The following is a 19,889-nucleotide window of genomic DNA, read 5'->3' as shown; positions in this document are numbered from 1 at the left end:
CCGGTTGCACATCGCTGTTACACCACACTGCGGGAAAAGCCTATGAACTGGTATCGTCAGGACGCGTTTGCTGTTCGTCTGGAATGGGGGATCCCGGCCATTGATCATCTTGCCGGGGACGTGGATATCATCGTGATTATTGACGTGATGTCCTTTTCTACCTGTGTCAGCGTGGCAGTGGAGAACGGGGCGCGCGTCTATCCTTATCCCTGGAAAGATCACTCTGTCACGCAGTATGCGCAGTCCGTCGGTGCCATCGCGGCTAACAGCGACAGGCGATTCAGTGGCCAGGGCTACAGTCTGTCGCCGCGAACGTTACTCAGCGTTCGCCCGGATGAAAAACTGGTGCTGCCCTCCCCTAATGGCTCCGCAACCTGCTTCAGGGCGCGGGAACGGGGCGTCCCCGTGCTGACAGGCTGCCTGAGAAACCTGACCGCAACGGCCGAAGCCTGCCGCGCCTTCAGCCGTATTCTGATTGTCCCCTGTGGCGAACGTTGGCCAGACGGGAGCCTACGCCCCTGTATTGAGGATTATGTGGTAGCGGGGGGAATCATTGCCGCGCTGGCACAATGCACGCTTTCACCTGAAGCGCAGACCGCTGTCGCCGCCTGGCACGCTCATCAGCTCCAGAACTTCGCGGCACTGTTTCACTGCGCGTCCGCAGTCGAGCTGATACAAAGAGGCTTTCCGGACGATGTGACGCTTTGCCTGACAAAAGATGCCGCCCGTCAGCCCTGCTTTCTGACAGGGGAGTATTTTGCCGGACAGGCTTAAGCGTAAATAACAGACAAAAAAAAGCGATGGGGGTTACCCATCGCTTTCTGTTGACGTGCCGTGTTCAGCTTATTCGCGGAACAGTGCTTCAATGCTGAGGCCCTGACCTTGCAGGATTTCGCGCAGACGGCGCAAACCTTCAACCTGAATCTGGCGCACACGCTCGCGGGTTAAACCGATCTCACGGCCAACATCCTCAAGCGTTGCCGCTTCATAGCCCAACAGGCCGAAACGACGAGCCAGCACTTCGCGCTGCTTGGCGTTCAGTTCGAACAGCCATTTAACGATACTTTGCTTCATATCGTCGTCTTGCGTGGTATCTTCTGGGCCGTTGTCTTTTTCATCGGCCAGGATATCCAGCAGCGCTTTCTCAGAATCGCCCCCTAATGGAGTATCAACTGAGGTAATACGTTCGTTGAGACGCAACATACGACTTACGTCATCAACCGGTTTATCCAGTTGTTCTGCAATCTCTTCCGCACTCGGCTCGTGGTCGAGCTTGTGAGAAAGTTCACGCGCAGTACGCAGATAAACGTTCAATTCTTTCACAATGTGGATAGGCAAACGAATTGTCCGGGTCTGGTTCATGATTGCCCGTTCAATGGTCTGACGAATCCACCAGGTGGCATACGTTGAGAAACGGAATCCACGTTCTGGATCAAATTTCTCAACGGCGCGAATCAAGCCGAGGTTACCTTCCTCAATCAGGTCCAGCAGGGCCAGACCGCGATTGCTGTAACGTCGTGCAATCTTCACCACCAGTCGTAAGTTACTTTCGATCATGCGGCGACGAGAAGGAATATCACCTCGTAATGCCCGGCGAGCGAAGAGTACCTCTTCCTCGGCCGTCAGCAATGGAGAATAGCCAATCTCCCCAAGATAGAGCTGAGTAGCGTCAAGGACACGTTGCGTCGCACCCTGCGCCAGCAACTCCTCTTCTGCTACATCATTGTCGCCAGAGTCATTTTCGACGAGCGCCTTCTCATCAAAAATTTCTGCTCCATTCTCTTCGAATTCCGCATTCTCATGTAACTCGTTTACTTTCAGCGTATTCTGGCTCATAAGTGGCTCCTACCCGTGATTCCAGGGCAGACTCCAGAGGACTCTGCCGGATTATCGCTGCGGTAAATAACGCAACGGGTTTACGGATTTCCCCTTGTAACGAATTTCAAAGTGTAATCTAACTGAACTGGTTCCGGTGCTACCCATGGTAGCGATCTTTTGCCCAGCCTTAACTTCCTGTTGTTCCCGGACCAGCATTGTATCGTTGTGGGCGTAGGCACTCAGGTAATCATCATTGTGTTTGATGATGATTAAATTACCGTAACCACGAAGCGCGTTGCCTGCATAAACCACCCTTCCTGAAGCAGTGGCCACAACCGGCTGTCCGCGCGAACCTGCGATATCGATCCCTTTGTTACCACCCTCGGTGGCAGAGAAGTTATCGATGATCTTACCTTCGGTCGGCCAACGCCAGCTTCCAACAGGCGTTGAACTGTTTGTTGTACTGCTCACCGTCGGTGGTGCGGTAACGGCTGGAGCTGTTGTCGTTGCAACATTTGCTCCCTTCGAAGGCAACAATTTACTGCCATTCGAGTTACCTGAATCATCAGAATACGTAATAACAGGCTGCTGTGCAACAGGGGCCTGTTTTATTTGTGGTGCGGTGACGATGCCGCTTTGTGATGCATCCGCCGCGGTAATCGCGTTGCCCCCGGTAATAGGCTGGCCGGAGCCGTTGTCGACCTGCAAGGTTTGCCCAACATTTAGGCTGTACGGTGGCTGTACGTTGTTGCGCTGCGCCAGATCGCGGAAGTCATTGCCGGTAATCCAGGCAATATAGAAGAGGGTATCGCCGCGTTTTACGGTGTACGTTTGTCCAGAATAGCTTCCTTTAGGAATATTCTGATAACTTCTGTTGTACACAATTCGCCCGTTCTGGGTTTCAACTTCATTACTTGTATTATTACCGGTACTAATGATTCCCGGCTTATTCTGCGGCACAGGCGTATTTCGGCTTAACATGCCGCCCTGCGATGGCATCGTCGGCACACCACTGGCAACAGGCGCAGTACCAGTGCTGGCCATATTACCGTTATCATTCATGCTGCTGCCGTCGCCGATATTACTTATTGGCGCTTGTGTATTGTCGCCTGAACTACAGCCTGCCAGCCAAAAACTTACCAGTGAAAGCGCCGCCAGACGGCGTAACTGAAAAATTGTGCTTCCCGTGCTCATTAATCCCCCGTGGTGGCAACCTTTAAAAACTGACTTTCTCTTTTCACCAGCACATTACACTGTGTGGCACGTTAAACGCTGTATTTTCGTTGAACTGACTGGATAGTAACAATATCAACTACCGTGTGCCATGAAACAGTTATTAAGAAATGCTAACACGGTCATCAGGCCAGATCGCCCTGAACCAGCGGGACGAAACGCACCGGCTCAATCGTTTGCTCGGTGATTTCACCGCCACGTCGGCGCAGGCGTTTAAGCACCTGCTGCTCTTCACCGACAGGTAGCACCATAATGCCACCTTCTGCCAGTTGTGCTATCAGCGCAGTCGGAATTTCGGGGGGCGCCGCCGTCACAATAATGGCATCGAAAGGCCCGCGCGAGGGCCAGCCCTGCCAGCCATCACCGTGGCGGGTAGAGACGTTATGTAAATCGAGCTGTTTCAGACGGCGCTTTGCATGCCACTGCAGACCTTTGATGCGTTCGACAGAGTAAACATGCTCAACCAGATGAGCCAGAATCGCGGTCTGATAACCAGAACCGGTCCCGATTTCCAGAACACGCGAGTGCACATCGAGCTCCAGCAGGGCGGTCATCCGCGCCACCATATAGGGCTGTGAAATCGTCTGGCCTGAGCCGATGGGGAGCGCCATGTTATCCCAGGCTTTGTGCTCAAAGGCCTCATCGATAAAGCGCTCACGCGGCACGTCGGCGATGGCTTTTAACAGGTGTTCGTCATGAATCCCCTGTTGACGCAGTTGCGCCAACAGTGTCTCGATACGCCGACTCACCATACCAGGTTTACCTCAGCGTTATCCAGCCAGCGACTCAGCACGTCCTGAGCCTTGTGCGCGGTGAGATCAACATGCAGCGCGGTGACGGACACATAACCTTCATCCACGGCGGCAAAATCAGTATCAGGGCCGGCATCCAGTTTTTCGCCCGGTGGTCCTATCCAGTACAGCGGATTGCCGCGCGGATCGGTTTGGGCAATCACCTGATCGGCCGGATGCCGACTGCCACAGCGCGTCACGCGAATGCCTTTCACCTCCGCCAGCGGCAGATCGGGCACATTGATGTTCAGTATGCGTCCGGTGCGCAGCGGCTCACGACTCAGCGCTTTAAGCAGCGCACAGGTTACCGCCGCCGCAGTGGCATAGTGCTCATGACCATTGAGCGAAACCGCAATGGCGGGCAAACCCAGATGACGTCCCTCCATGGCCGCGGCCACCGTGCCGGAATAGATAACGTCATCACCCAGATTGGGGCCGGCATTGATCCCCGAGACCACAATATCGGGTCGGGGTTGCATCAGTGCGTTTACGCCCAAATACACGCAATCGGTGGGCGTGCCCATTTGCACCGCAATGTCCCCGTTTTCATGGGTAAAGGTGCGCAACGGGGTTTCCAGCGTCAATGAGTTGGAGGCACCACTGCGATTGCGATCCGGTGCCACCACCTGCACCTCGGCAAATTGACGCAAAGCCTTTGCCAGCGTCTGAATACCAGGCGCATGGATGCCATCATCGTTGCTGAGCAATATCCGCATTTAATTCTGACCTTTTCTGTTCAACCGGGTCGCCCTAATAAGGACCTGTTTTGAAGCATGGCAACAGGTTATGACTGGACAGCGACTTTTGCATTCTAGCGGTGAGCGAGAGGAAGTGGTAGACGAAAATAAAACGCACAGGCAGGAAAAAGGTAACACATTTGCTTGAAAGGAAAGATTTCGTGCGATGCTGGCCCCCTGCTACGCAGCCCATCGTGTACGCCAGCGCGTCCCTCACCCGCGCGACTGGCCAGGTGAGGACGTGGCTTATTCGTCAGGTAAATCCGCTGTGTCGTCAGTGATGACCAGCTCTCTGACCACGCTGGTGGCAAAGCTGCCCGCCGGTAACCAGAACTGCAACGTCAGGGTGGCGTCATCCAGCCACTGCCAGTGCAAATCGCGCGGCACCACCAGCATGGCACGCCGGCTGGCCTCCACCCGTTCACGCACCAGCAGCGCGCGCAGTTCTACGGCATCCGCCAGACAGTGCTCTTCGAACGCCAGCGCGTCGCCCTGTGGCCCCGCCTCGCCTTTTCCGGGCAAGGGTGCCGTGATACGCAGCGCTTGCTGATCCACGCGCGCCTGCAACGCCTCCCTTTCCTCGGGCTGGGCGACAAACCAACTGCCACGCCCGGTAAGCTGCAATGCATCCCCGTTCATGACCTGAGTCAGGCTACCCTGCTGCTGCAAACGCAGACTGGTGACCTGATTGAATAACGCACTGCGTGCAGCAGAGAGCATCAGGCCACGTTTATTGCGGTCACGTATCTGGATTTCCTGACGCGCCAGTTTCAACGCCGTCTGCAGATTGTTGCCGTTGCGCCCAAAGCGTTGCTCGCCAAAGTAATTAGGCACACCGCGTTCTCGAATCTGCTTAAGGCGGGCCTCGACGTCATCGCGCTGGCTGACCTGTCGTATGGTCAACCGAAAGGCGTTTCCGGCCAGCGCGCCGACGCGCAACTTGCGCTTATGACGCACAACCTCAAGGATTTCGACGCCTTCTGATGCAAAGCCTGTCAGGTTGGGCATCGCATTGCCCGGCACACGGAAGCAGAGTGTTTGCTCGGTCACGGCGTGGCGGTCTTTCATGCCGGCATAACTGAGGTCGCGGGCAGGAATTTTCATAAATTTTGCCAGGGCTTCGGCAACAAAACGCGTATTGGCACCCGTTTTACGAATGCGCACCAGCACATGCTCACCTTCACCGTCAGGGCGATACCCCAGGTCTTCCTTCACCTCGAAGTCTTCCGGGCGGGCTTTAATTACGCCCGTCGCGCCAGGCACACCGTGGAGGTACTGCAACGTCATGCCGACTCCGTTTTCAGCAGCAACGCGACCGCTTCACAGGCAATGCCTTCGCCGCGTCCGGTGAACCCGAGCTTTTCCGTCGTGGTGGCTTTAACGTTCACCTGGTCCATATGGCAACCCAGATCCTCAGCAATATTGATGCGCATCTGGGGTACATGCGGCAGCATTTTAGGTGCCTGAGCGATAATCGTGACGTCCACGTTACCGATGCGATAGCCTTTCGCCGCAATACGGCGCCAGGCTTCCCGCAGCAAACCGCGGCTGTCTGCGCCTTTGAACGCCGGATCGGTATCCGGGAACAGCTTGCCTATATCGCCCATTGCCACCGCGCCCAGTAAGGCATCGGTCAGAGCATGCAGTGCCACGTCGCCATCCGAATGGGCGATAAAACCATACTCAAATGGAATTCGCACACCGCCAATCACCAGCGGACCTTCTCCACCGAAAGCGTGAACGTCAAAACCGTGACCGATACGCATCATGCGCTCTCCTTTGACTGAATCTGACTAAGATAAAAAGCCGCCAGGGCTAAGTCTTCCGGGCGGGTAACTTTAATGTTATCGCTGCGACCTGTGACCAGCTCAGGATGGTAGCCACAATATTCCAGTGCCGAGGCTTCATCGGTAATGATCGCGCCCTCGTTCAAGGCGCGGGTCAGGCAGGCGGTAAGGAGCGCGTGGGGAAAAAGTTGCGGCGTCAGGGCATGCCACAGATGGTCACGTTCGACCGTATGCGCAATCGCTGACTGGCCGGGTTCCCCCCGCTTCATGGTGTCACAGACCGGTGCCGCCAGAATGCCACCCGTTTTGCTCTTTCCTGGTAACTGCAGCAGGCGGTCCAGATCATCCGGATGCAGACACGGGCGCGCGGCATCGTGCACTAACACCCAGTGTGCGCCCTGCGCCGCCTGTAATCCCGCCAGCACCGACTCGGCACGCGTTTCTCCGCCGGTCACGCGCACAACACGCGGATCGCTGGCCAGCGGCAAACGGGCAAAGTGATTATCGTCAGGGCTTAACGCGACGATGACCTGAGAAACCGCGGGATGGGAGAACAGACGCGCAATACTGTGTTCCAGAAGTGTGTGCTGACCAATCGTCAGATACTGTTTGGGACAGGTTGCCTGCATGCGGCTGCCGATACCGGCAGCGGGCACCACGGCAATCACATCCGCAGAGTGGGACTGATTGTTCATGTTTTATCGTTGTTGGTTTTGCGCAGCTTGTTGCGCGTTGCGTTTGTTCTGGTCAGGCACCAGACGATAGAAGGTTTCACCCGGCTTAATCATGCCTAATTCACTGCGTGCGCGTTCCTCGATCGCTTCAGAGCCGCCATTGAGATCGTCAATTTCGGCAAACAGTTGATCGTTACGCATTTTAAGTTTGGCGTTTGTCGCCTTTTGTACCGCCACGTCATCGCTGACGCGCGTAAAATCATGGATACCATTCTTGCCTAGCCACAAGGAATATTGCAGCCAGCCAAGCAGCACCAGTAGCAGTAACGTCAGTTTTCCCATCCCGCCCCCTAAAAACGGCTCAATCATCCCATAACTTTACTCAGGACTCCACACTGGCAGCGAAAATGCCTGCTAATGCCGTTCGCGTGAGCAAAAAAAGGAGAAGAACGAGAAGGTACAAGACCGGAAAACTTTTGTAACCTGCTGGTGCGTTTAGACATCAACGCCGTTACCAGCGTGACAGAAACAGGAACAGTATCCAGAACTGGAGGGCGACAGCGATAACGCATATCAGGGAGGTCCATATCCATTGCCCACGCAGCCAGGTACTCAGTACCATGCCCGTCAGGACGGAAACCGGAAACAGCGCCAGGAAAAAGGGCCACGTGTAGAGAAAGAAAAACAGCGTACTGGAGCCGTACAACAGGAAAGGAATGGCCAGCGCACACCAGTAACATACGAAACCAATGATACCACCCGGTAACACCGAACGCGGTTCATCAGGCGTACGTGAGTCTTTGCGTGCCAGCATGGGGGTTATATTCTGCATAAATATCCTGTCAACGCGAAGGCGGCAAAACGGAATGCGCTCTGCCGCTGTCTGTTCAGGAACTGATAATATCGCGCTGGCGCAGCAGATCTAATAATTGGGGCGTCAGTTTTGTAACCAATTGTTCCCCATTAAGCCGGATTTCTGGCTGTTCCGGCGCTTCATAAACGCTGTCTATACCGGTGAAATTTCGCAATTCGCCCGCGCGGGCTTTTTTGTATAACCCTTTCGGGTCGCGCGCTTCACAGACTGCCAACGGTGTATCGACATAAACCTCAATAAACCGGCCTTCATCCAGCAGATCACGCACCATTTGACGCTCGGCCCGATGCGGTGAGATAAACGCGGTCAGCACCACTAACCCCGCATCCACCATCAGTTTTGCGACTTCGCCTACCCGGCGGATATTCTCTTTACGATCGGCATCGCTAAAGCCCAGATCGCGGCACAGGCCATGACGCACGTTGTCTCCGTCCAGCAGATAGGTGCTGACGCCTATGCGGTGCAACGCCTGTTCCAGCGCGCCAGCCACGGTGGATTTTCCCGACCCCGAAAGGCCGGTGAACCACAGCACCACGCCCTGATGGCCGTGCTGCTGTTCACGCGCATCGCGCGTGACGGGATGGTCATGCCATACGACATTTTCATCATGCCGGGCCATTACTGACCGCCCAGCAGATCGCGTGCATTCCAGTGCGGGAAATGACGACGAACCAGCGCATTCAGTTCCAGTTCAAACGCACTAAATTCACCGTGCTGCTGGGGGTTATCGGCCAGCGGCTCATGAATAAGCCCAGCCCCGACGGTCACGTTACTCAGACGATCGATGATAATCATTCCGCCGGTGACCGGGTTATCCTGATAGCTGTCGAGCACCAGCGGTTCGTCAAAGGTAAACGTCACCAGACCAATGCCATTCAGCGGCAGGCTGTCCGCCTCGCGTTTTTCCAGCGAGTTAATCTCAACCTGATGAATGACCTTTTCAACACGACCGCGCGCTTTTTTGCCCGCAATTTTTACATCGTAACTTTGCCCGGCCTGTAACGGCTGCTCTGCCATCCACACCACATCGACGGTGGCTGACTGAACCGCACGCAGTTCCGCGCTTGCCTCCACAAGCAGATCGCCACGACTGATATCAATCTCATCATTGAGAACCAGCGTAATGGCTTCACCCGCGCCCGCCTCCTGCAAATCGCCATCAAAAGTCACGATACGGGCAACAGTCGATTCAACGCCGGAAGGCAGCACTTTAACCCGCTGGCCCACCTTTACGGTCCCGGACGCGAGCGTACCGGCATAACCCCGGAAATCAAGATTGGGACGGTTAACGTACTGCACCGGAAACCGCATTGGCTGATGATCGACGACTGCGTTCAGCTCCACCGTTTCCAGCACGTCCAGTAAGGTCGGACCGGTGTACCAGGGCATGCTTTGACTCTGTGAGGCGACGTTTTCGCCTTCCAGCGCCGACATCGGCACGAAACGAATATCCAGGTCGTCGGGCAGTTGTCCGGCAAAATCGAGATAATCCTGTTTGATCTGCTCGAACACAGACTGCTGATAGTCCACCAGATCCATTTTGTTGATCGCCACGACCAGATGCTTGATTCCCAGCAGAGTGGAAATGAAGCTGTGGCGGCGGGTCTGGTCCAGCACGCCTTTACGGGCGTCGATCAGCAGAATAGCCAGATCGCAGGTCGATGCCCCCGTCGCCATATTGCGGGTGTACTGCTCATGCCCCGGCGTGTCGGCAATGATGAACTTGCGCTTCTCGGTAGAGAAATAGCGGTAAGCGACGTCAATGGTGATGCCCTGCTCACGCTCGGCTTGCAGGCCATCCACCAGCAGGGCCAGATCCAGTTTTTCGCCCTGCGTACCATGACGTTTACTGTCACTTTGTAATGACGACAGCTGATCTTCGTAGATTTGTCGGGTGTCGTGCAGCAGGCGACCGATCAGCGTACTTTTCCCATCGTCCACGCTGCCGCAGGTCAGAAAACGCAGCAGGCTTTTGTATTGTTGTGCGGTCAGCCAGGCTTCAACGCCGCCCTGTTCGGCAATTTGTTGTGCAATTACGGTATTCATCTGGCGTCTCCTTAGAAATAACCCTGACGTTTTTTCAGTTCCATCGAACCGGACTGATCGCGGTCAATTACCCGGCCCTGACGCTCGCTGGTGGTCGAAACCAGCATCTCTTCAATAATCTCAGGCAAGGTTTGCGCTTCAGATTCCACCGCACCGGTGAGCGGCCAGCATCCCAGGGTACGGAAACGCACCATGCGCTGTTTAATCACTTCACCTGGCTGAAGGTTGATACGGTCGTCATCGATCATCATCAGCATGCCGTCACGTTCCAGTACCGGACGCGGCGCGGCAAGATAGAGCGGAACAATCTCAATGTTTTCCAGGAAGATGTACTGCCAGATATCCAGCTCGGTCCAGTTTGACAGCGGGAAAACACGGATGCTCTCGCCTTTGTTAATCTGGCCGTTATAGTTGTGCCACAGTTCCGGGCGCTGGTTTTTCGGGTCCCAGCGATGAAAACGGTCACGGAATGAGTAGATACGCTCTTTAGCGCGTGACTTCTCTTCATCACGGCGCGCGCCACCAAAGGCCGCATCGAAACCGTATTTGTTCAGGGCCTGCTTCAGGCCTTCGGTTTTCATGATGTCGGTGTGTTTGGCACTGCCGTGCACAAAGGGATTAATGCCCATCGCCACGCCTTCCGGGTTGCGATGCACCAGCAGTTCGGCCCCCATCGCTTTTACGGTGCGATCGCGGAATTCGTACATCTCACGAAACTTCCAGCCGGTATCGACATGCAGCAACGGGAAGGGCAGCGTACCCGGATAGAAGGCTTTGCGTGCCAGATGCAGCATCACAGAAGAATCCTTGCCGATAGAATACATCATGACCGGATTGCCAAATTCGGCTGCCACTTCACGGATGATATGGATACTCTCTGCCTCCAGTTGGCGCAGATGAGTGAGTCGTTTTTGATCCATCGTTTTTCCTCTCAAGCCAGATTGACAACGGCGGACTCACGAGCCCCCTGCTGTGCCGAATGCTGAAACCAGGCAAGTTGCCCGTGTAAATTAACCACTTCCCCAATCACCAGCAGGGCCGGGGAAGGCGCTGACGCTGCCAGCGTTTCAAGATGTTCAAGCGTGCCGGTCAGAACCTGTTGGTCGGACCGGGTGCCGCGGCCAATTACCGCCACCGGCGTCGACGCCGCGCGTCCATGGAGAATAAGCTGTCGACTGATTTCGGCGGCCTTCATCGCACCCATATAAATCGCCAGCGTTTGTCGCGCGCGCGCCAGGGACGGCCAGTCAATGTCATCACTGTCCGGCCGACAGTGACCGGTAATAAACAGAACGCTCTGCGCGTAATCACGGTGCGTCAGCGGGATACCGGCGTAGGCGGTTGCGCCAGCGGCAGCGGTAACGCCAGGCACGACCTGGAACGGAATGCCCGCCTGCTGGGCGGCCTGTAACTCTTCGCCGCCGCGGCCGAAGATAAACGGATCGCCGCCTTTCAACCGCACCACGCGCTTGCCTTTCTGCGCCAGCTGCACCATCAGTTGGTTGATTTCGTCCTGCGGTAACAGATGCGCGCTGGCACGCTTGCCCACGCAGATACGGTCGGCATCGCGTCGAACCAGATCCAGCACCTCTTCACTGACCAGATGGTCATAGAGCACCACATCGGCCAGTTGCATCACCTGCAGCCCGCGCAGCGTCAGCAGACCGCTGTCGCCCGGCCCGGCACCGACAAGGATAATCTCGCCCTGCCGGGGCGGCTGATCGCCCAGTTCGCTGTCCAGCGTCGCTTTGGCGGCCTCAACATCGCCTGTTGCCATCTGACTGGCAAAGCGGCCGTTAAAGATCCGTTCCCAGTAGCGGCGGCGATCGGACATGCGACTGAAGCGGGCTTTGACTTTGTCACGCCACTGCCCCGCCAGCTCGGCCATCTGGCCCAGATGAGACGGCAGCAACGTTTCCAGCTTTTCACGTAACATGCGGGCAAGGACCGGTGCCGTCCCGCTGGAGGAGATCGCCACCACCAGCGGTGAGCGGTCTACGATGGAGGGGAAAATAAAACTGCATTTCGGCTGATCGTCGACGACATTGACCAGTTTATGGCGGGCATTGGCCTCGTCATAAACCTGCGCATTCAGCGCGTTATCGTCGGTCGCGGCAATGACCAGAAACACCTTGTCTAGCTGTGCAGGCTCAAAAGCCGTCGCCAGCCATTCAAGCTGCTGTTCATCCAGTAAGGTTTGTAACTCCGGGCACAGCTCGCGTGAGGCAATCTGAATGCGCGCCCCCGCCCGACGCAGCAATTCAATCTTGCGCGCCGCGATATCTCCCCCGCCCACGACCAGTACAGGTCGACCCGCGAGATCGGCAAAAAGAGGCAAATAATCCACGTTAACCCTGGTGTTGTTACGATGCGTTATCGCGACTATACGTTCCCTGGTGAATTGAGATGAAATTACGAATTGGAATGAGATGTTACCGAATGGAATAACGCTAAAGAAAAGCTCAGAACAAAATGTGCTTAGCGGATGATCCTACAGGCCTTTCAGGACGATTCAAATTGTGTAATGAGCATCACAGTTTCATACTAGGCCACAAAAAATGCCCCTCCTTTTTAGGAATAAGCCACAAGGAACCCGACATGCTTGCCTTTCTCCGCCTGGCCGCACTGCTTGGTGGCAGCGTGATCTTCAGCGCTCAGGCCCTGACCGACCTCACAGGACACTTCGCCGAACAGCAGGTCCGTCATATCTCAACGTACTTTCCCGGTCGCATGAGCGGCAGCCCGGCCGAGTTGATGGCGGCGGAATACCTGCAACATCAGTTTACGGCCCTGGGGTTTGAAACCAATACCCGACAGTTCAATACGGGTTACACATGGCAGGAACGTGATGGCACATCGCGCTGGCGCAAGCTTACCGCGACCTCGGTGATCGCCGCACGGGAAGGCAGCGCCCCACAGGAAATTCTGGTAATTGCCAGCCTGGATACCTGGATTCCACTCAGCGACAATGAGCAGGCGCGCGGCCTGGGTGGCCTGCGTTTGCAAGGCGTGGATGATAATGCTTCCGGATTAGGCGTGATGCTGGAACTGGCTAAGCAGTTAAGCCATAAGCCGCTTCATTACGGGGTGCGCTTTGTGGCGCTCAGCGCCAGCGAATCCCATCTGCATGGCATGGACGATTATGTGGCGCGCATGAGCGAGAAAGAGAAGAAGAATACGCTGCTGGTAATCGATCTCAACAGTTTGATTACGGGCGACCACCTCTATTTCAACAGCGGTATGAACACGCCGCGTGCCGTACGCAAACAGACCAGCGAACGCGCCCTGCTGCTGGCGCGTCGTTTTGGCATTTCCGCCGCCAGTCGTCAGCTCACGAAAAATGACTTTCACGGTGTCAATCCTTTCGATGCGGCAGGTTTTCCCTTACTGGATGTCACCGCCAGAAACTGGAACGCAGGCAGCAAAGACGGCGACCAACAGCGCCGCCGTTCCCGGCATTTCCCTGACGGTACCACCTGGCATCAGACCGACCGCGACAATCTGGATTTCCTGGATCACTGGCTGCCCGGTCGTATCAGTCTGCGCACCCATGACAGTGTGAAAGTCCTGCTGCCGTTACTGAGTGAACTAACCAACCCCAAAGTGTGAGGCGCTACGATGTACATCGTTTACCTGAACTATTTCCGCCCGATTGAGGACGTCGAGGCCCTGCTGGCTCCGCACATTACGTGGCTGGATCAGCATTTTAACAGCGGCGACTTTATCGCTGCGGGCCGAAAGGATCCGCGTACCGGCGGCATGATTATGGTCAAAGCAATGCCGCGCGCCCGGTTAGATCACATTCTGGCGGACGATCCTTTTGTTGCGGTGGCCCATTACGAGGTCACTAACGTCAACATCACGCGCGCAGCCGATGAAGTCGCGGTCCTCAAAGGTTATTAGCACGTCAGTGTGACCGACAGAAGAAGCAGGCTCTTCTGTCGGTTCAGGTAAAGTCAGACAGCTTTTGCCCCGCGTTAATAAGCGTTTTTAACAGCATCTGACGTCGCTCCTCGGGCGTATCCCGACTGACCATAAAACAAATCGCGGCCACGGCCAGATCGTTTCGGGCGCGAATCGGGGCGGCCATACAACAGGTAAAACTTTCAGACAGCCCTTCCGTCATCGAATAGCCCTGATGGCCCGCCCGATGAATATCGGTCAGAAAAGCCTGCTTATCTAAGACGTTACCATTGGCCAGCCGGTAATCCTCCTCGGGGATCAGGGCCAGAATCGCCTCATCACTCCAGTTACTCAACAGCAGACGGCCCGTTGCGGTCCAGGGAATCGGAATTTTAACGCCGATGTCTGAGGTGATTTTGAAAGGATGCGCATTGCTCTCTGACAGCACCACCGTATATTTATTGCCTTCCAGCATGCACAGCTGCACGGTTTCGCCATGCTCAGCAACCATCTCGATCATTAATTGATGCGCGCGGCGAATCAGAGGATTGTGCGCCATGTAGTCCGCACCGTAATAGTGCATTTCGCGGCCAAAATACACGCTGCCTTCTGCATCCAGTTCAACCAGCCCTGCCTCACTCAGCAGATTAACCAGTTCATAAACGCTGGAACGCGGCGCACCGGTCGCTTCAATCAGTTCGCGCATCGCCATCGGCTGGCGGGCAATATGCAGCTGACGGAAAATATCAATTACGCGGTCCACGCCGCGCGCTCTGGCGGGTTTATCTTCCTGCATACCACTTTTCTCCTACCGGCATCGCCACGTTAAATCGGTTCAGGCCGCCATCATACACAGCCAACACGGTTTTACCTGAGTACGCGCACAATAACCATCCTTTTCTTTTTCCTCCTGATGCTAATTATTGGGGCACCAAAAACGCGCACACTGAATTAAAAAAAGAGACATCGATCACTTTTAATTTAAAAAACTAATCATTGATAAAAAATATTCGTGAGCCATACGTTAATGCTAAAAAATAATCCCGTTACTCGCTATTGCAAAATAATTAACATTGTGCAAATCTCGACCTATCCGGTATTGCAGATTTAATTCCGGTATACCAGACAAAGCGAGGTGACGATTTTAAGGGCATAAGTATGACTATCAAGCGTTACGGTACGGAAGGCGGCGTCGGAACCGGAGGACAAAAACTGCCTTTTGCACGTGCGGTCGAAGCCGATGGCTGGCTTTATATCTCCGGACAAACACCGATGACAGGCGGTGAAGTCGTAGAGGGCGGCATCATTGAGCAAACTCGGCTGGCCTTTGAAAACTGCCTGACCATCATGCGGGAAGCGGGTTATCAGATTAAGGACGTGGTGCATGTGACGGCGGTCCTGACGGACGCCCGGTACTTTAGTTCATTTAATAAAGTGTTTAGTGAACTTTTTCACGACCATCCGCCCGCCCGAATCTGCAGCGTGCAGGACCTGGTTGTGGATTGTAAAGTCGAAGTCGATATGACGTGTTTTAATGCCGGACGAAAATAATAGCTGCGGTTTATTCGCCTGGTAAAAATAAACGCATCCAACAGAAAAGCCATAATTAAAAATATCCCGCCACATTATTTAATAATGTTGGTGATATCCCTCTTTTATTTGAGAGAAGAAATATGAATACCACTTTCCAGCAAAATGTATTCGTCCGGCTCCTTCCCGCTCTGCTCACCGTCGCGGCGCTGACCGGTTGTACACCGACCGAAAATAAAAACGAAACCGCAGGTGCAGCACCGCCATCCACGCTACAAACCGTTCTTCAGCGCGGCACATTGCGGGTGGGCGATTGCCTGAGTTTTGCACCGTTCGGTTTTTACGATAAAGCGGGTAATCCGGATGGTTACGATGTCGACCTGGCGAAAGCGCTGGCAAAAGAGATGGGCGTCAAACTGGAAATGGTGAATACCACCAGCGCTAACCGTATTCCTAATCTGCAAACCAACAAAGTGGATGTCGTGTTCTGTAATTTCACCCGTAACCTGACGCGCGCGAAAGAGATTGGCTTTACTCAGCCCTACGTGGTGGCCAGTGAAGCCATGCTGGTGCGTAAAGCGAGCGGGATCAAATCGGCCCACGACATGGCGGGCAAAACCATTGCGACCGTGAAAGGCTCGACCAACGGCGACGAAGTACGCAGCATGGGGATCGACGTGAAAATTCAGGAATATGACTCTTCTCAGGCCGCTACCCTGGCGGTGAAACAGGGACAAGCCGATGCGATGATTGAGGATAACAACTTCCTCGCCTACCAGGCCAAGCTCGATCCGACGCTGGAAGTGACAAACGAAGCGCTGGTCCCGCTGGAATATAACGCGTTTGGTGTTAAACAGGGCGATCAGATCTGGACGAACTACCTCAACGAGTTCCTGTTTGAAATTAATGCATCCGGTGAGAATGCCCAGCTCTACCAGAAATGGTTTGGCAGTAAACCTCGCTATCCGCTGAATCCGCAGTTCTGACCAGAGAGGACGCAGGTGATGTCCTGCGTCCTGTTAAGGAGGCTTCCTATGCGCTATCAATGGCTGACACTCTGGCAGTATGCCGACACCTTTCTCGCCGCGACCTTGCTGACGCTTCAGGTGACGCTGCTGGCGTTTATGCTGGCGCTGGCGCTGGGATTGCTGGCTGCCGTGGCAAAAGCCGCCCGCTTTGCGCCTGTTCGCTGGCTGAGCCACGGCTATGTTGAATTTATCCGTAACACGCCCGTGCTGTTGCAAATATTCATCGTGTTCTTTGGGCTGCCTTCGCTGGGCATCACCATGAGTGCGTTTACGGCGGGTGTGCTGGCGTTGGGCATTAACGTCGGAGCCTATCTGGCCGAGATTTTCCGGGCCGGGATTCAGTCGGTTCCTAAAGGTCAGCTGGAAGCCGCCTGGATTTTGGGCATCAGCCGCCGCCAGATGTTTATCAATGTGGTCATGCCCCAGGCAGCACGCGCGGTCTGGCCCGCTATCGTGAATAACCTGATTCAGCTGTTGCTGGGCACCTCACTGCTGTCAGCGATTGCGCTGCCGGAACTGACGGGCACAGCCACCGTGATTAACGCCCGGACGCTGCTCTACATCCAGACCTTTAGCGTTGTCGCGCTGGTCTACCTGTTTCTCAGCAACCTGTTCTCGTGGTTAGGGACGGTTGCGGGACGTCGGCTGTTCATGCCACCGCTGGTCGTCGCCGTAAAAAGGCCGCTCTGGTCACAGGCCAGAAAAATGCTGTCACCTTCCGCTAAACAGGAGCCGGTCCAATGAGCGAACTGATTCTCAGCAGCCTGCCATTGTTGTGGCGCGGTCTGATAATTACGTTGTTGCTGTCGGTTGCCGCCATTGTCGGCAGTACGTTGCTTGGCCTTCTGGCCGCCGTCTTGCGGACCAGCCGCCTGCCTGTCGCCCGGCAGATTGCGGTGATCTATACCGAGCTGTTTCGCGGCACACCGGTTTTGATCACGCTGATGTTTATCTACTTTGGCGTGGCGTATTTTGGCTATGACATCAACCTGTTTGCCGCAGGCATTTTGGGGCTGAGCATTTATCAGGGCGCATACATTGCCGAGATCTTTCGTGGTGGCATTGAGGCGGTCCCGAAAGGCCAGTGGGAGGTTTCCTGGATCCTCGGCCTGTCCAGACGACAGACCTTCACCAGCGTTATCCTGCCGCAAACCCGTGGGATCGTCTTGCCCCCGCTTGTCGGCCAGTATCTGTCGCTCATCAAAGATACCTCGATTGTCAGCATGATCGGCATGTCTGAACTGATGCATCAGGGCCAGGCCATCGTTGATCGTATCGGGCAGCCGGTGCTGATTTATGGTCTGGTCGCCCTGCTCTACTTCGCGCTTTGTTACCCGCTTTCTCGCTGGGTGCAACACCAGCAAACCAGGAACCCGTTATGATGAAAAATGCAGCCATTACCCTGAGCCGGATCACGAAGTCATTCGGCGCGACTCAGGTTCTGAAAGAAATCAGTCTGGATGTCTCGCCGGGCGAGGTTCTGGTGCTGATCGGAGCGTCCGGTTCGGGTAAAAGTACGGTACTGCGCATTATGAGCGGTCTGGAAAAAGCCGACGGCGGCGAAATTTGGGTTAACGGCATACCGCTGCACGATCAAAAACGGAGTCGTGATATCTGTGGGCACGTCGGCATGGTGTTTCAGCAGTTCAATCTGTTTCCCCACAAAACGGCACTGGGCAACGTCACGCTGGCCTTGATTAAAGCTCAGAAACTCTCCGTCGCAGAGGCAAACGCGCGCGGCATGGCCGCGCTGGAGCGCGTCGGGCTGGCTGACCGCGCCGGCCACTATCCTTCTCAGCTTTCGGGCGGACAACAGCAACGTGTGGCTATCGCACGCGCGCTGGCGGTACAGCCCAAAATCATGTTTTTCGACGAAGCGACCTCCGCACTCGATCCCGAATTAGTCGGCGAAGTCATGGAAGTCATGCGCGGGCTGGCGCGTGAAGGGATGACCATGGTTGTGGTGACGCATGAGATGGGCTTTGCCCGCAAAACCGCCGACCGGGTGGTGTTTATGGATCAGGGCGTGATTGCCGAACAGGGTACACCAGACGCCATTTTCGGGCATCCCCAGAATCCACGCACGCAACAGTTTCTGTCACGCGTTCTTGAGCATTAAGGAGCCGCTATGTCTTTACGTCTTCCGCTAAACGCGGATGCCACGCTGGATGCCGCGCAGCCATCGCCCCGTTTTAAATCCGTTGCCGGTACCGGCGCGGCGCCGCTTGAGATCGGCACCGACGTCCTGCGCAGCGCAGCGGTGTTTTCGCCGGTGATGGTCATGAAACAGGCCGCACTGGAGAATAACCTGCAGCAACTCGCGGCATTCTGTCACGAAAAAGGTGTCATGCTGGCGGCGCACGGTAAAACGTCGATGGCACCGACCATCTTACGGCGAGCTGTCAGTCAGGGCGGTGCATGGGGCATCAGCGCCGCCACGCCCGCTCAGGTCCGTGCCCTGCGACACTTTGGTATCCGCAATGTCTTTCTGGCAAACGAGTTAGTCGATCCTGCCGGTATTCGCTGGATCGGTGAATGGCAGCGCCAGCATCCTGACCACGGCTTTCTCTGTTATGTGGATTCACTGGCGGGCATCACGCTGCTGGAAGAGAACCTGGGCGATACGGCCATTGCCGTGTTGATTGAAGTATCGATTCCCGGCGGCAGAACAGGATGCCGAACCGAGGAGGAAGTGCTGAGGATAGCTGAACGCATCGCCCAGAGTCGCCACCTGCAGCTTGTCGGTGTCGCGGGCTATGAAGGGGCGCTGGGTGCCGCGCGTGATGCAGCGGGCGTGGCGTTAATTCAGCACTACTGCAACGTCATGTTATCTACCGCCACTCTGCTGGCTGAACGCCAGCTGTTTCAGAGTGAGACCATTCTGCTGAGCGCCGGTGGGGGTGCCTGGTTTGATGTGGTGACAGCGTGCTTTACCCAGGCCACGCTGCCGCTACCGGTTCAGCCTTTAATTCGCTCGGGTGCGTATATGGCACACGACAGCGGTCTCTATTCCCGTATCGCCCCCTTTGCGCAGCCGGGCTCAGGCCACTATTTTGAAGCCGCGCTGGAAATCTGGGGACGCGTACTGTCCCGTCCGGAACCGGGACTGGCGCTGCTGGACTTTGGCCGACGCGATGTCCCTTTCGATCAGGATTTACCTGTCCCGCTATGGATGCGTGCCGCTGACGGCAGCGCACCGCGATCCGGCACGCATCTGTCGATCAGCGAGGTTAACGATCAGCATGCCTATCTGCGCCTGCCTGCGGATGAATCCCTTCAGCCGGGCGACTGGGTAGGATGCGGTATTTCTCATCCCTGTACCGCTTTTGATAAGTGGCGCTATCTTCCGCTGGTCGATGACGACTACCGCGTCGTGGACAGCGTAGAAACCGCGTTCTGACCGCAGAGAATCTCCACCGCTGAGGCCGCGACCCGGCCCATAGCAAAACGGGCGATTCATCCGAATCG

Annotated in this window: 23 protein-coding genes; 9 read left to right on the top strand and 14 right to left on the bottom strand. The window is 55.6% G+C overall.

Annotation, left to right across the window (positions count from 1 at the left end; translation table 11 throughout):
* Positions 1–42 precede the first annotated feature (42 nt).
* Entirely contained in the window at positions 43–774 is a 732-nt protein-coding gene (locus C7434_RS16490) for a 2-phosphosulfolactate phosphatase (protein WP_133745662.1), read from the top strand.
* 69 nt (positions 775–843) lie between these two features.
* On the opposite strand, the gene rpoS is transcribed toward C7434_RS16490, so the two are convergent.
* From rpoS to cysG, 13 genes are all read right to left on the bottom strand, one after another.
* Positions 844–1,836 (bottom strand): RNA polymerase sigma factor RpoS, encoded by a 993-nt coding sequence (gene rpoS, locus C7434_RS16485; RefSeq protein WP_006120728.1) that lies wholly within the window; start codon positions 1,834–1,836, stop codon positions 844–846.
* A gap of 51 nt (positions 1,837–1,887) precedes the next feature.
* Positions 1,888–3,012, bottom strand: a complete 1,125-nt coding sequence (gene nlpD, locus C7434_RS16480; RefSeq protein WP_033739535.1) for a murein hydrolase activator NlpD — start codon at positions 3,010–3,012, stop codon at positions 1,888–1,890.
* Between the two features lie 164 nt (positions 3,013–3,176).
* Positions 3,177–3,803, bottom strand: coding sequence for a protein-L-isoaspartate(D-aspartate) O-methyltransferase (locus C7434_RS16475; RefSeq protein ID WP_133745661.1), 627 nt, complete (start codon positions 3,801–3,803; stop codon positions 3,177–3,179).
* Positions 3,797–4,558: a 5'/3'-nucleotidase SurE gene (surE, locus tag C7434_RS16470; protein ID WP_006120731.1), complete on the bottom strand. Its 762-nt coding sequence runs from the start codon at positions 4,556–4,558 to the stop codon at positions 3,797–3,799. The genes C7434_RS16475 and surE overlap by 7 nt, the downstream gene beginning before the upstream one ends.
* 267 nt (positions 4,559–4,825) lie before the next feature.
* Complete coding sequence (truD, locus tag C7434_RS16465) at positions 4,826–5,866, bottom strand: tRNA pseudouridine(13) synthase TruD (protein ID WP_039338343.1); 1,041 nt, start codon at positions 5,864–5,866, stop codon at positions 4,826–4,828.
* Complete coding sequence (gene ispF / locus C7434_RS16460) at positions 5,863–6,345, bottom strand: 2-C-methyl-D-erythritol 2,4-cyclodiphosphate synthase (protein WP_006120733.1); 483 nt, start codon at positions 6,343–6,345, stop codon at positions 5,863–5,865. Before ispF ends, truD begins: the two co-directional genes overlap by 4 nt.
* The gene (gene ispD / locus C7434_RS16455; protein ID WP_006120734.1) at positions 6,345–7,061 is read right to left on the bottom strand and encodes a 2-C-methyl-D-erythritol 4-phosphate cytidylyltransferase; all 717 of its coding nucleotides are present in this window, start codon (positions 7,059–7,061) and stop codon (positions 6,345–6,347) included. Before ispD ends, ispF begins: the two co-directional genes overlap by 1 nt.
* Before the next feature lie 3 nt (positions 7,062–7,064).
* Positions 7,065–7,382, bottom strand: coding sequence for a cell division protein FtsB (ftsB, locus tag C7434_RS16450; RefSeq protein ID WP_006120735.1), 318 nt, complete (start codon positions 7,380–7,382; stop codon positions 7,065–7,067).
* 169 nt (positions 7,383–7,551) lie between these two features.
* Positions 7,552–7,872 carry a DUF3561 family protein gene (locus C7434_RS16445; RefSeq protein WP_006120736.1) on the bottom strand — a complete coding sequence of 107 codons (321 nt, stop codon included), beginning with the start codon at positions 7,870–7,872 and terminating at the stop codon, positions 7,552–7,554.
* A 55-nt stretch (positions 7,873–7,927) separates the two neighbouring features.
* Positions 7,928–8,533: an adenylyl-sulfate kinase gene (cysC, locus tag C7434_RS16440; protein WP_033739539.1), complete on the bottom strand. Its 606-nt coding sequence runs from the start codon at positions 8,531–8,533 to the stop codon at positions 7,928–7,930.
* The gene (cysN, locus tag C7434_RS16435) at positions 8,533–9,960 is read right to left on the bottom strand and encodes a sulfate adenylyltransferase subunit CysN (RefSeq protein ID WP_033739540.1); all 1,428 of its coding nucleotides are present in this window, start codon (positions 9,958–9,960) and stop codon (positions 8,533–8,535) included. The genes cysC and cysN overlap by 1 nt, the downstream gene beginning before the upstream one ends.
* Positions 9,961–9,971: 11 nt before the next feature.
* Complete coding sequence (gene cysD, locus C7434_RS16430; protein WP_006120739.1) at positions 9,972–10,880, bottom strand: sulfate adenylyltransferase subunit CysD; 909 nt, start codon at positions 10,878–10,880, stop codon at positions 9,972–9,974.
* An 11-nt stretch (positions 10,881–10,891) separates the two neighbouring features.
* On the bottom strand, positions 10,892–12,307 hold the full coding sequence (cysG, locus tag C7434_RS16425) for a siroheme synthase CysG (protein ID WP_033739542.1): 1,416 nt from the start codon (positions 12,305–12,307) through the stop codon (positions 10,892–10,894).
* A gap of 251 nt (positions 12,308–12,558) precedes the next feature.
* Here cysG and C7434_RS16420 point away from each other — a divergent pair, with 251 nt between their 5' ends.
* The gene (locus C7434_RS16420; protein WP_006120741.1) at positions 12,559–13,569 is read left to right on the top strand and encodes an aminopeptidase; all 1,011 of its coding nucleotides are present in this window, start codon (positions 12,559–12,561) and stop codon (positions 13,567–13,569) included.
* Positions 13,570–13,578: 9 nt separating this feature from the next.
* Positions 13,579–13,863 (top strand): YciI family protein, encoded by a 285-nt coding sequence (locus tag C7434_RS16415; protein ID WP_033739545.1) that lies wholly within the window; start codon positions 13,579–13,581, stop codon positions 13,861–13,863.
* 43 nt (positions 13,864–13,906) lie between these two features.
* Here the strand turns inward: C7434_RS16415 and C7434_RS16410 are convergent, their stop codons facing one another.
* On the bottom strand, positions 13,907–14,659 hold the full coding sequence (locus tag C7434_RS16410; RefSeq protein WP_033739547.1) for an IclR family transcriptional regulator: 753 nt from the start codon (positions 14,657–14,659) through the stop codon (positions 13,907–13,909).
* A 362-nt stretch (positions 14,660–15,021) separates the two neighbouring features.
* On the opposite strand from C7434_RS16410, the gene C7434_RS16405 reads away from it, so the two are divergent.
* The 6 genes from C7434_RS16405 (at position 15,022) to C7434_RS16380 (ending at position 19,821) form a co-directional block, all read left to right on the top strand.
* Positions 15,022–15,414: a RidA family protein gene (locus C7434_RS16405; RefSeq protein ID WP_033739549.1), complete on the top strand. Its 393-nt coding sequence runs from the start codon at positions 15,022–15,024 to the stop codon at positions 15,412–15,414.
* Positions 15,415–15,536: 122 nt separating this feature from the next.
* Positions 15,537–16,379 (top strand): transporter substrate-binding domain-containing protein, encoded by an 843-nt coding sequence (locus C7434_RS16400; RefSeq protein WP_133745660.1) that lies wholly within the window; start codon positions 15,537–15,539, stop codon positions 16,377–16,379.
* Between the two features lie 48 nt (positions 16,380–16,427).
* Positions 16,428–17,165, top strand: a complete 738-nt coding sequence (locus tag C7434_RS16395; RefSeq protein WP_006120746.1) for an amino acid ABC transporter permease — start codon at positions 16,428–16,430, stop codon at positions 17,163–17,165.
* Positions 17,162–17,803, top strand: coding sequence for an amino acid ABC transporter permease (locus C7434_RS16390; RefSeq protein WP_006120747.1), 642 nt, complete (start codon positions 17,162–17,164; stop codon positions 17,801–17,803). Before C7434_RS16395 ends, C7434_RS16390 begins: the two co-directional genes overlap by 4 nt.
* Entirely contained in the window at positions 17,803–18,540 is a 738-nt protein-coding gene (locus C7434_RS16385; protein WP_033739676.1) for an amino acid ABC transporter ATP-binding protein, read from the top strand. Before C7434_RS16390 ends, C7434_RS16385 begins: the two co-directional genes overlap by 1 nt.
* A gap of 9 nt (positions 18,541–18,549) precedes the next feature.
* A complete protein-coding gene (locus tag C7434_RS16380; RefSeq protein ID WP_033739551.1) occupies positions 18,550–19,821 on the top strand; it encodes an alanine racemase in 1,272 nt (423 codons plus the stop codon).
* Positions 19,822–19,889 lie beyond the last annotated feature (68 nt).

The organism is Pantoea sp. PNA 14-12, from assembly GCF_004364735.1.
GTDB classification, from domain to species: Bacteria; Pseudomonadota; Gammaproteobacteria; order Enterobacterales; family Enterobacteriaceae; genus Pantoea; species Pantoea stewartii.
Note: the sequence above shows the minus strand (reverse complement) of the source record. Positions and strands in the feature narration are given on the sequence as shown.

Excerpts from the sequence above, each read along its gene's own strand:
- ispF (WP_006120733.1), bottom strand. The coding sequence starts at position 6,345 with ATGCGTATCGGTCACGGTTTTGACGTTCACGCTTTCGGTGGAGAAGGT.
- C7434_RS16410 (WP_033739547.1), bottom strand. The coding sequence starts at position 14,659 with ATGCAGGAAGATAAACCCGCCAGAGCGCGCGGCGTGGACCGCGTAATT.
- cysN (WP_033739540.1), bottom strand. The coding sequence starts at position 9,960 with ATGAATACCGTAATTGCACAACAAATTGCCGAACAGGGCGGCGTTGAA.
- C7434_RS16490 (WP_133745662.1), top strand. The coding sequence starts at position 43 with ATGAACTGGTATCGTCAGGACGCGTTTGCTGTTCGTCTGGAATGGGGG.
- nlpD (WP_033739535.1), bottom strand. The coding sequence starts at position 3,012 with ATGAGCACGGGAAGCACAATTTTTCAGTTACGCCGTCTGGCGGCGCTT.
- C7434_RS16395 (WP_006120746.1), top strand. The coding sequence starts at position 16,428 with ATGCGCTATCAATGGCTGACACTCTGGCAGTATGCCGACACCTTTCTC.
- surE (WP_006120731.1), bottom strand. The coding sequence starts at position 4,558 with ATGCGGATATTGCTCAGCAACGATGATGGCATCCATGCGCCTGGTATT.
- ftsB (WP_006120735.1), bottom strand. The coding sequence starts at position 7,382 with ATGGGAAAACTGACGTTACTGCTACTGGTGCTGCTTGGCTGGCTGCAA.
- C7434_RS16415 (WP_033739545.1), top strand. The coding sequence starts at position 13,579 with ATGTACATCGTTTACCTGAACTATTTCCGCCCGATTGAGGACGTCGAG.
- C7434_RS16390 (WP_006120747.1), top strand. The coding sequence starts at position 17,162 with ATGAGCGAACTGATTCTCAGCAGCCTGCCATTGTTGTGGCGCGGTCTG.
- C7434_RS16380 (WP_033739551.1), top strand. The coding sequence starts at position 18,550 with ATGTCTTTACGTCTTCCGCTAAACGCGGATGCCACGCTGGATGCCGCG.
- cysC (WP_033739539.1), bottom strand. The coding sequence starts at position 8,533 with ATGGCCCGGCATGATGAAAATGTCGTATGGCATGACCATCCCGTCACG.
- C7434_RS16420 (WP_006120741.1), top strand. The coding sequence starts at position 12,559 with ATGCTTGCCTTTCTCCGCCTGGCCGCACTGCTTGGTGGCAGCGTGATC.
- C7434_RS16405 (WP_033739549.1), top strand. The coding sequence starts at position 15,022 with ATGACTATCAAGCGTTACGGTACGGAAGGCGGCGTCGGAACCGGAGGA.
- C7434_RS16445 (WP_006120736.1), bottom strand. The coding sequence starts at position 7,872 with ATGCAGAATATAACCCCCATGCTGGCACGCAAAGACTCACGTACGCCT.
- C7434_RS16385 (WP_033739676.1), top strand. The coding sequence starts at position 17,803 with ATGAAAAATGCAGCCATTACCCTGAGCCGGATCACGAAGTCATTCGGC.
- C7434_RS16400 (WP_133745660.1), top strand. The coding sequence starts at position 15,537 with ATGAATACCACTTTCCAGCAAAATGTATTCGTCCGGCTCCTTCCCGCT.
- ispD (WP_006120734.1), bottom strand. The coding sequence starts at position 7,061 with ATGAACAATCAGTCCCACTCTGCGGATGTGATTGCCGTGGTGCCCGCT.
- C7434_RS16475 (WP_133745661.1), bottom strand. The coding sequence starts at position 3,803 with ATGGTGAGTCGGCGTATCGAGACACTGTTGGCGCAACTGCGTCAACAG.
- rpoS (WP_006120728.1), bottom strand. The coding sequence starts at position 1,836 with ATGAGCCAGAATACGCTGAAAGTAAACGAGTTACATGAGAATGCGGAA.
- truD (WP_039338343.1), bottom strand. The coding sequence starts at position 5,866 with ATGACGTTGCAGTACCTCCACGGTGTGCCTGGCGCGACGGGCGTAATT.
- cysD (WP_006120739.1), bottom strand. The coding sequence starts at position 10,880 with ATGGATCAAAAACGACTCACTCATCTGCGCCAACTGGAGGCAGAGAGT.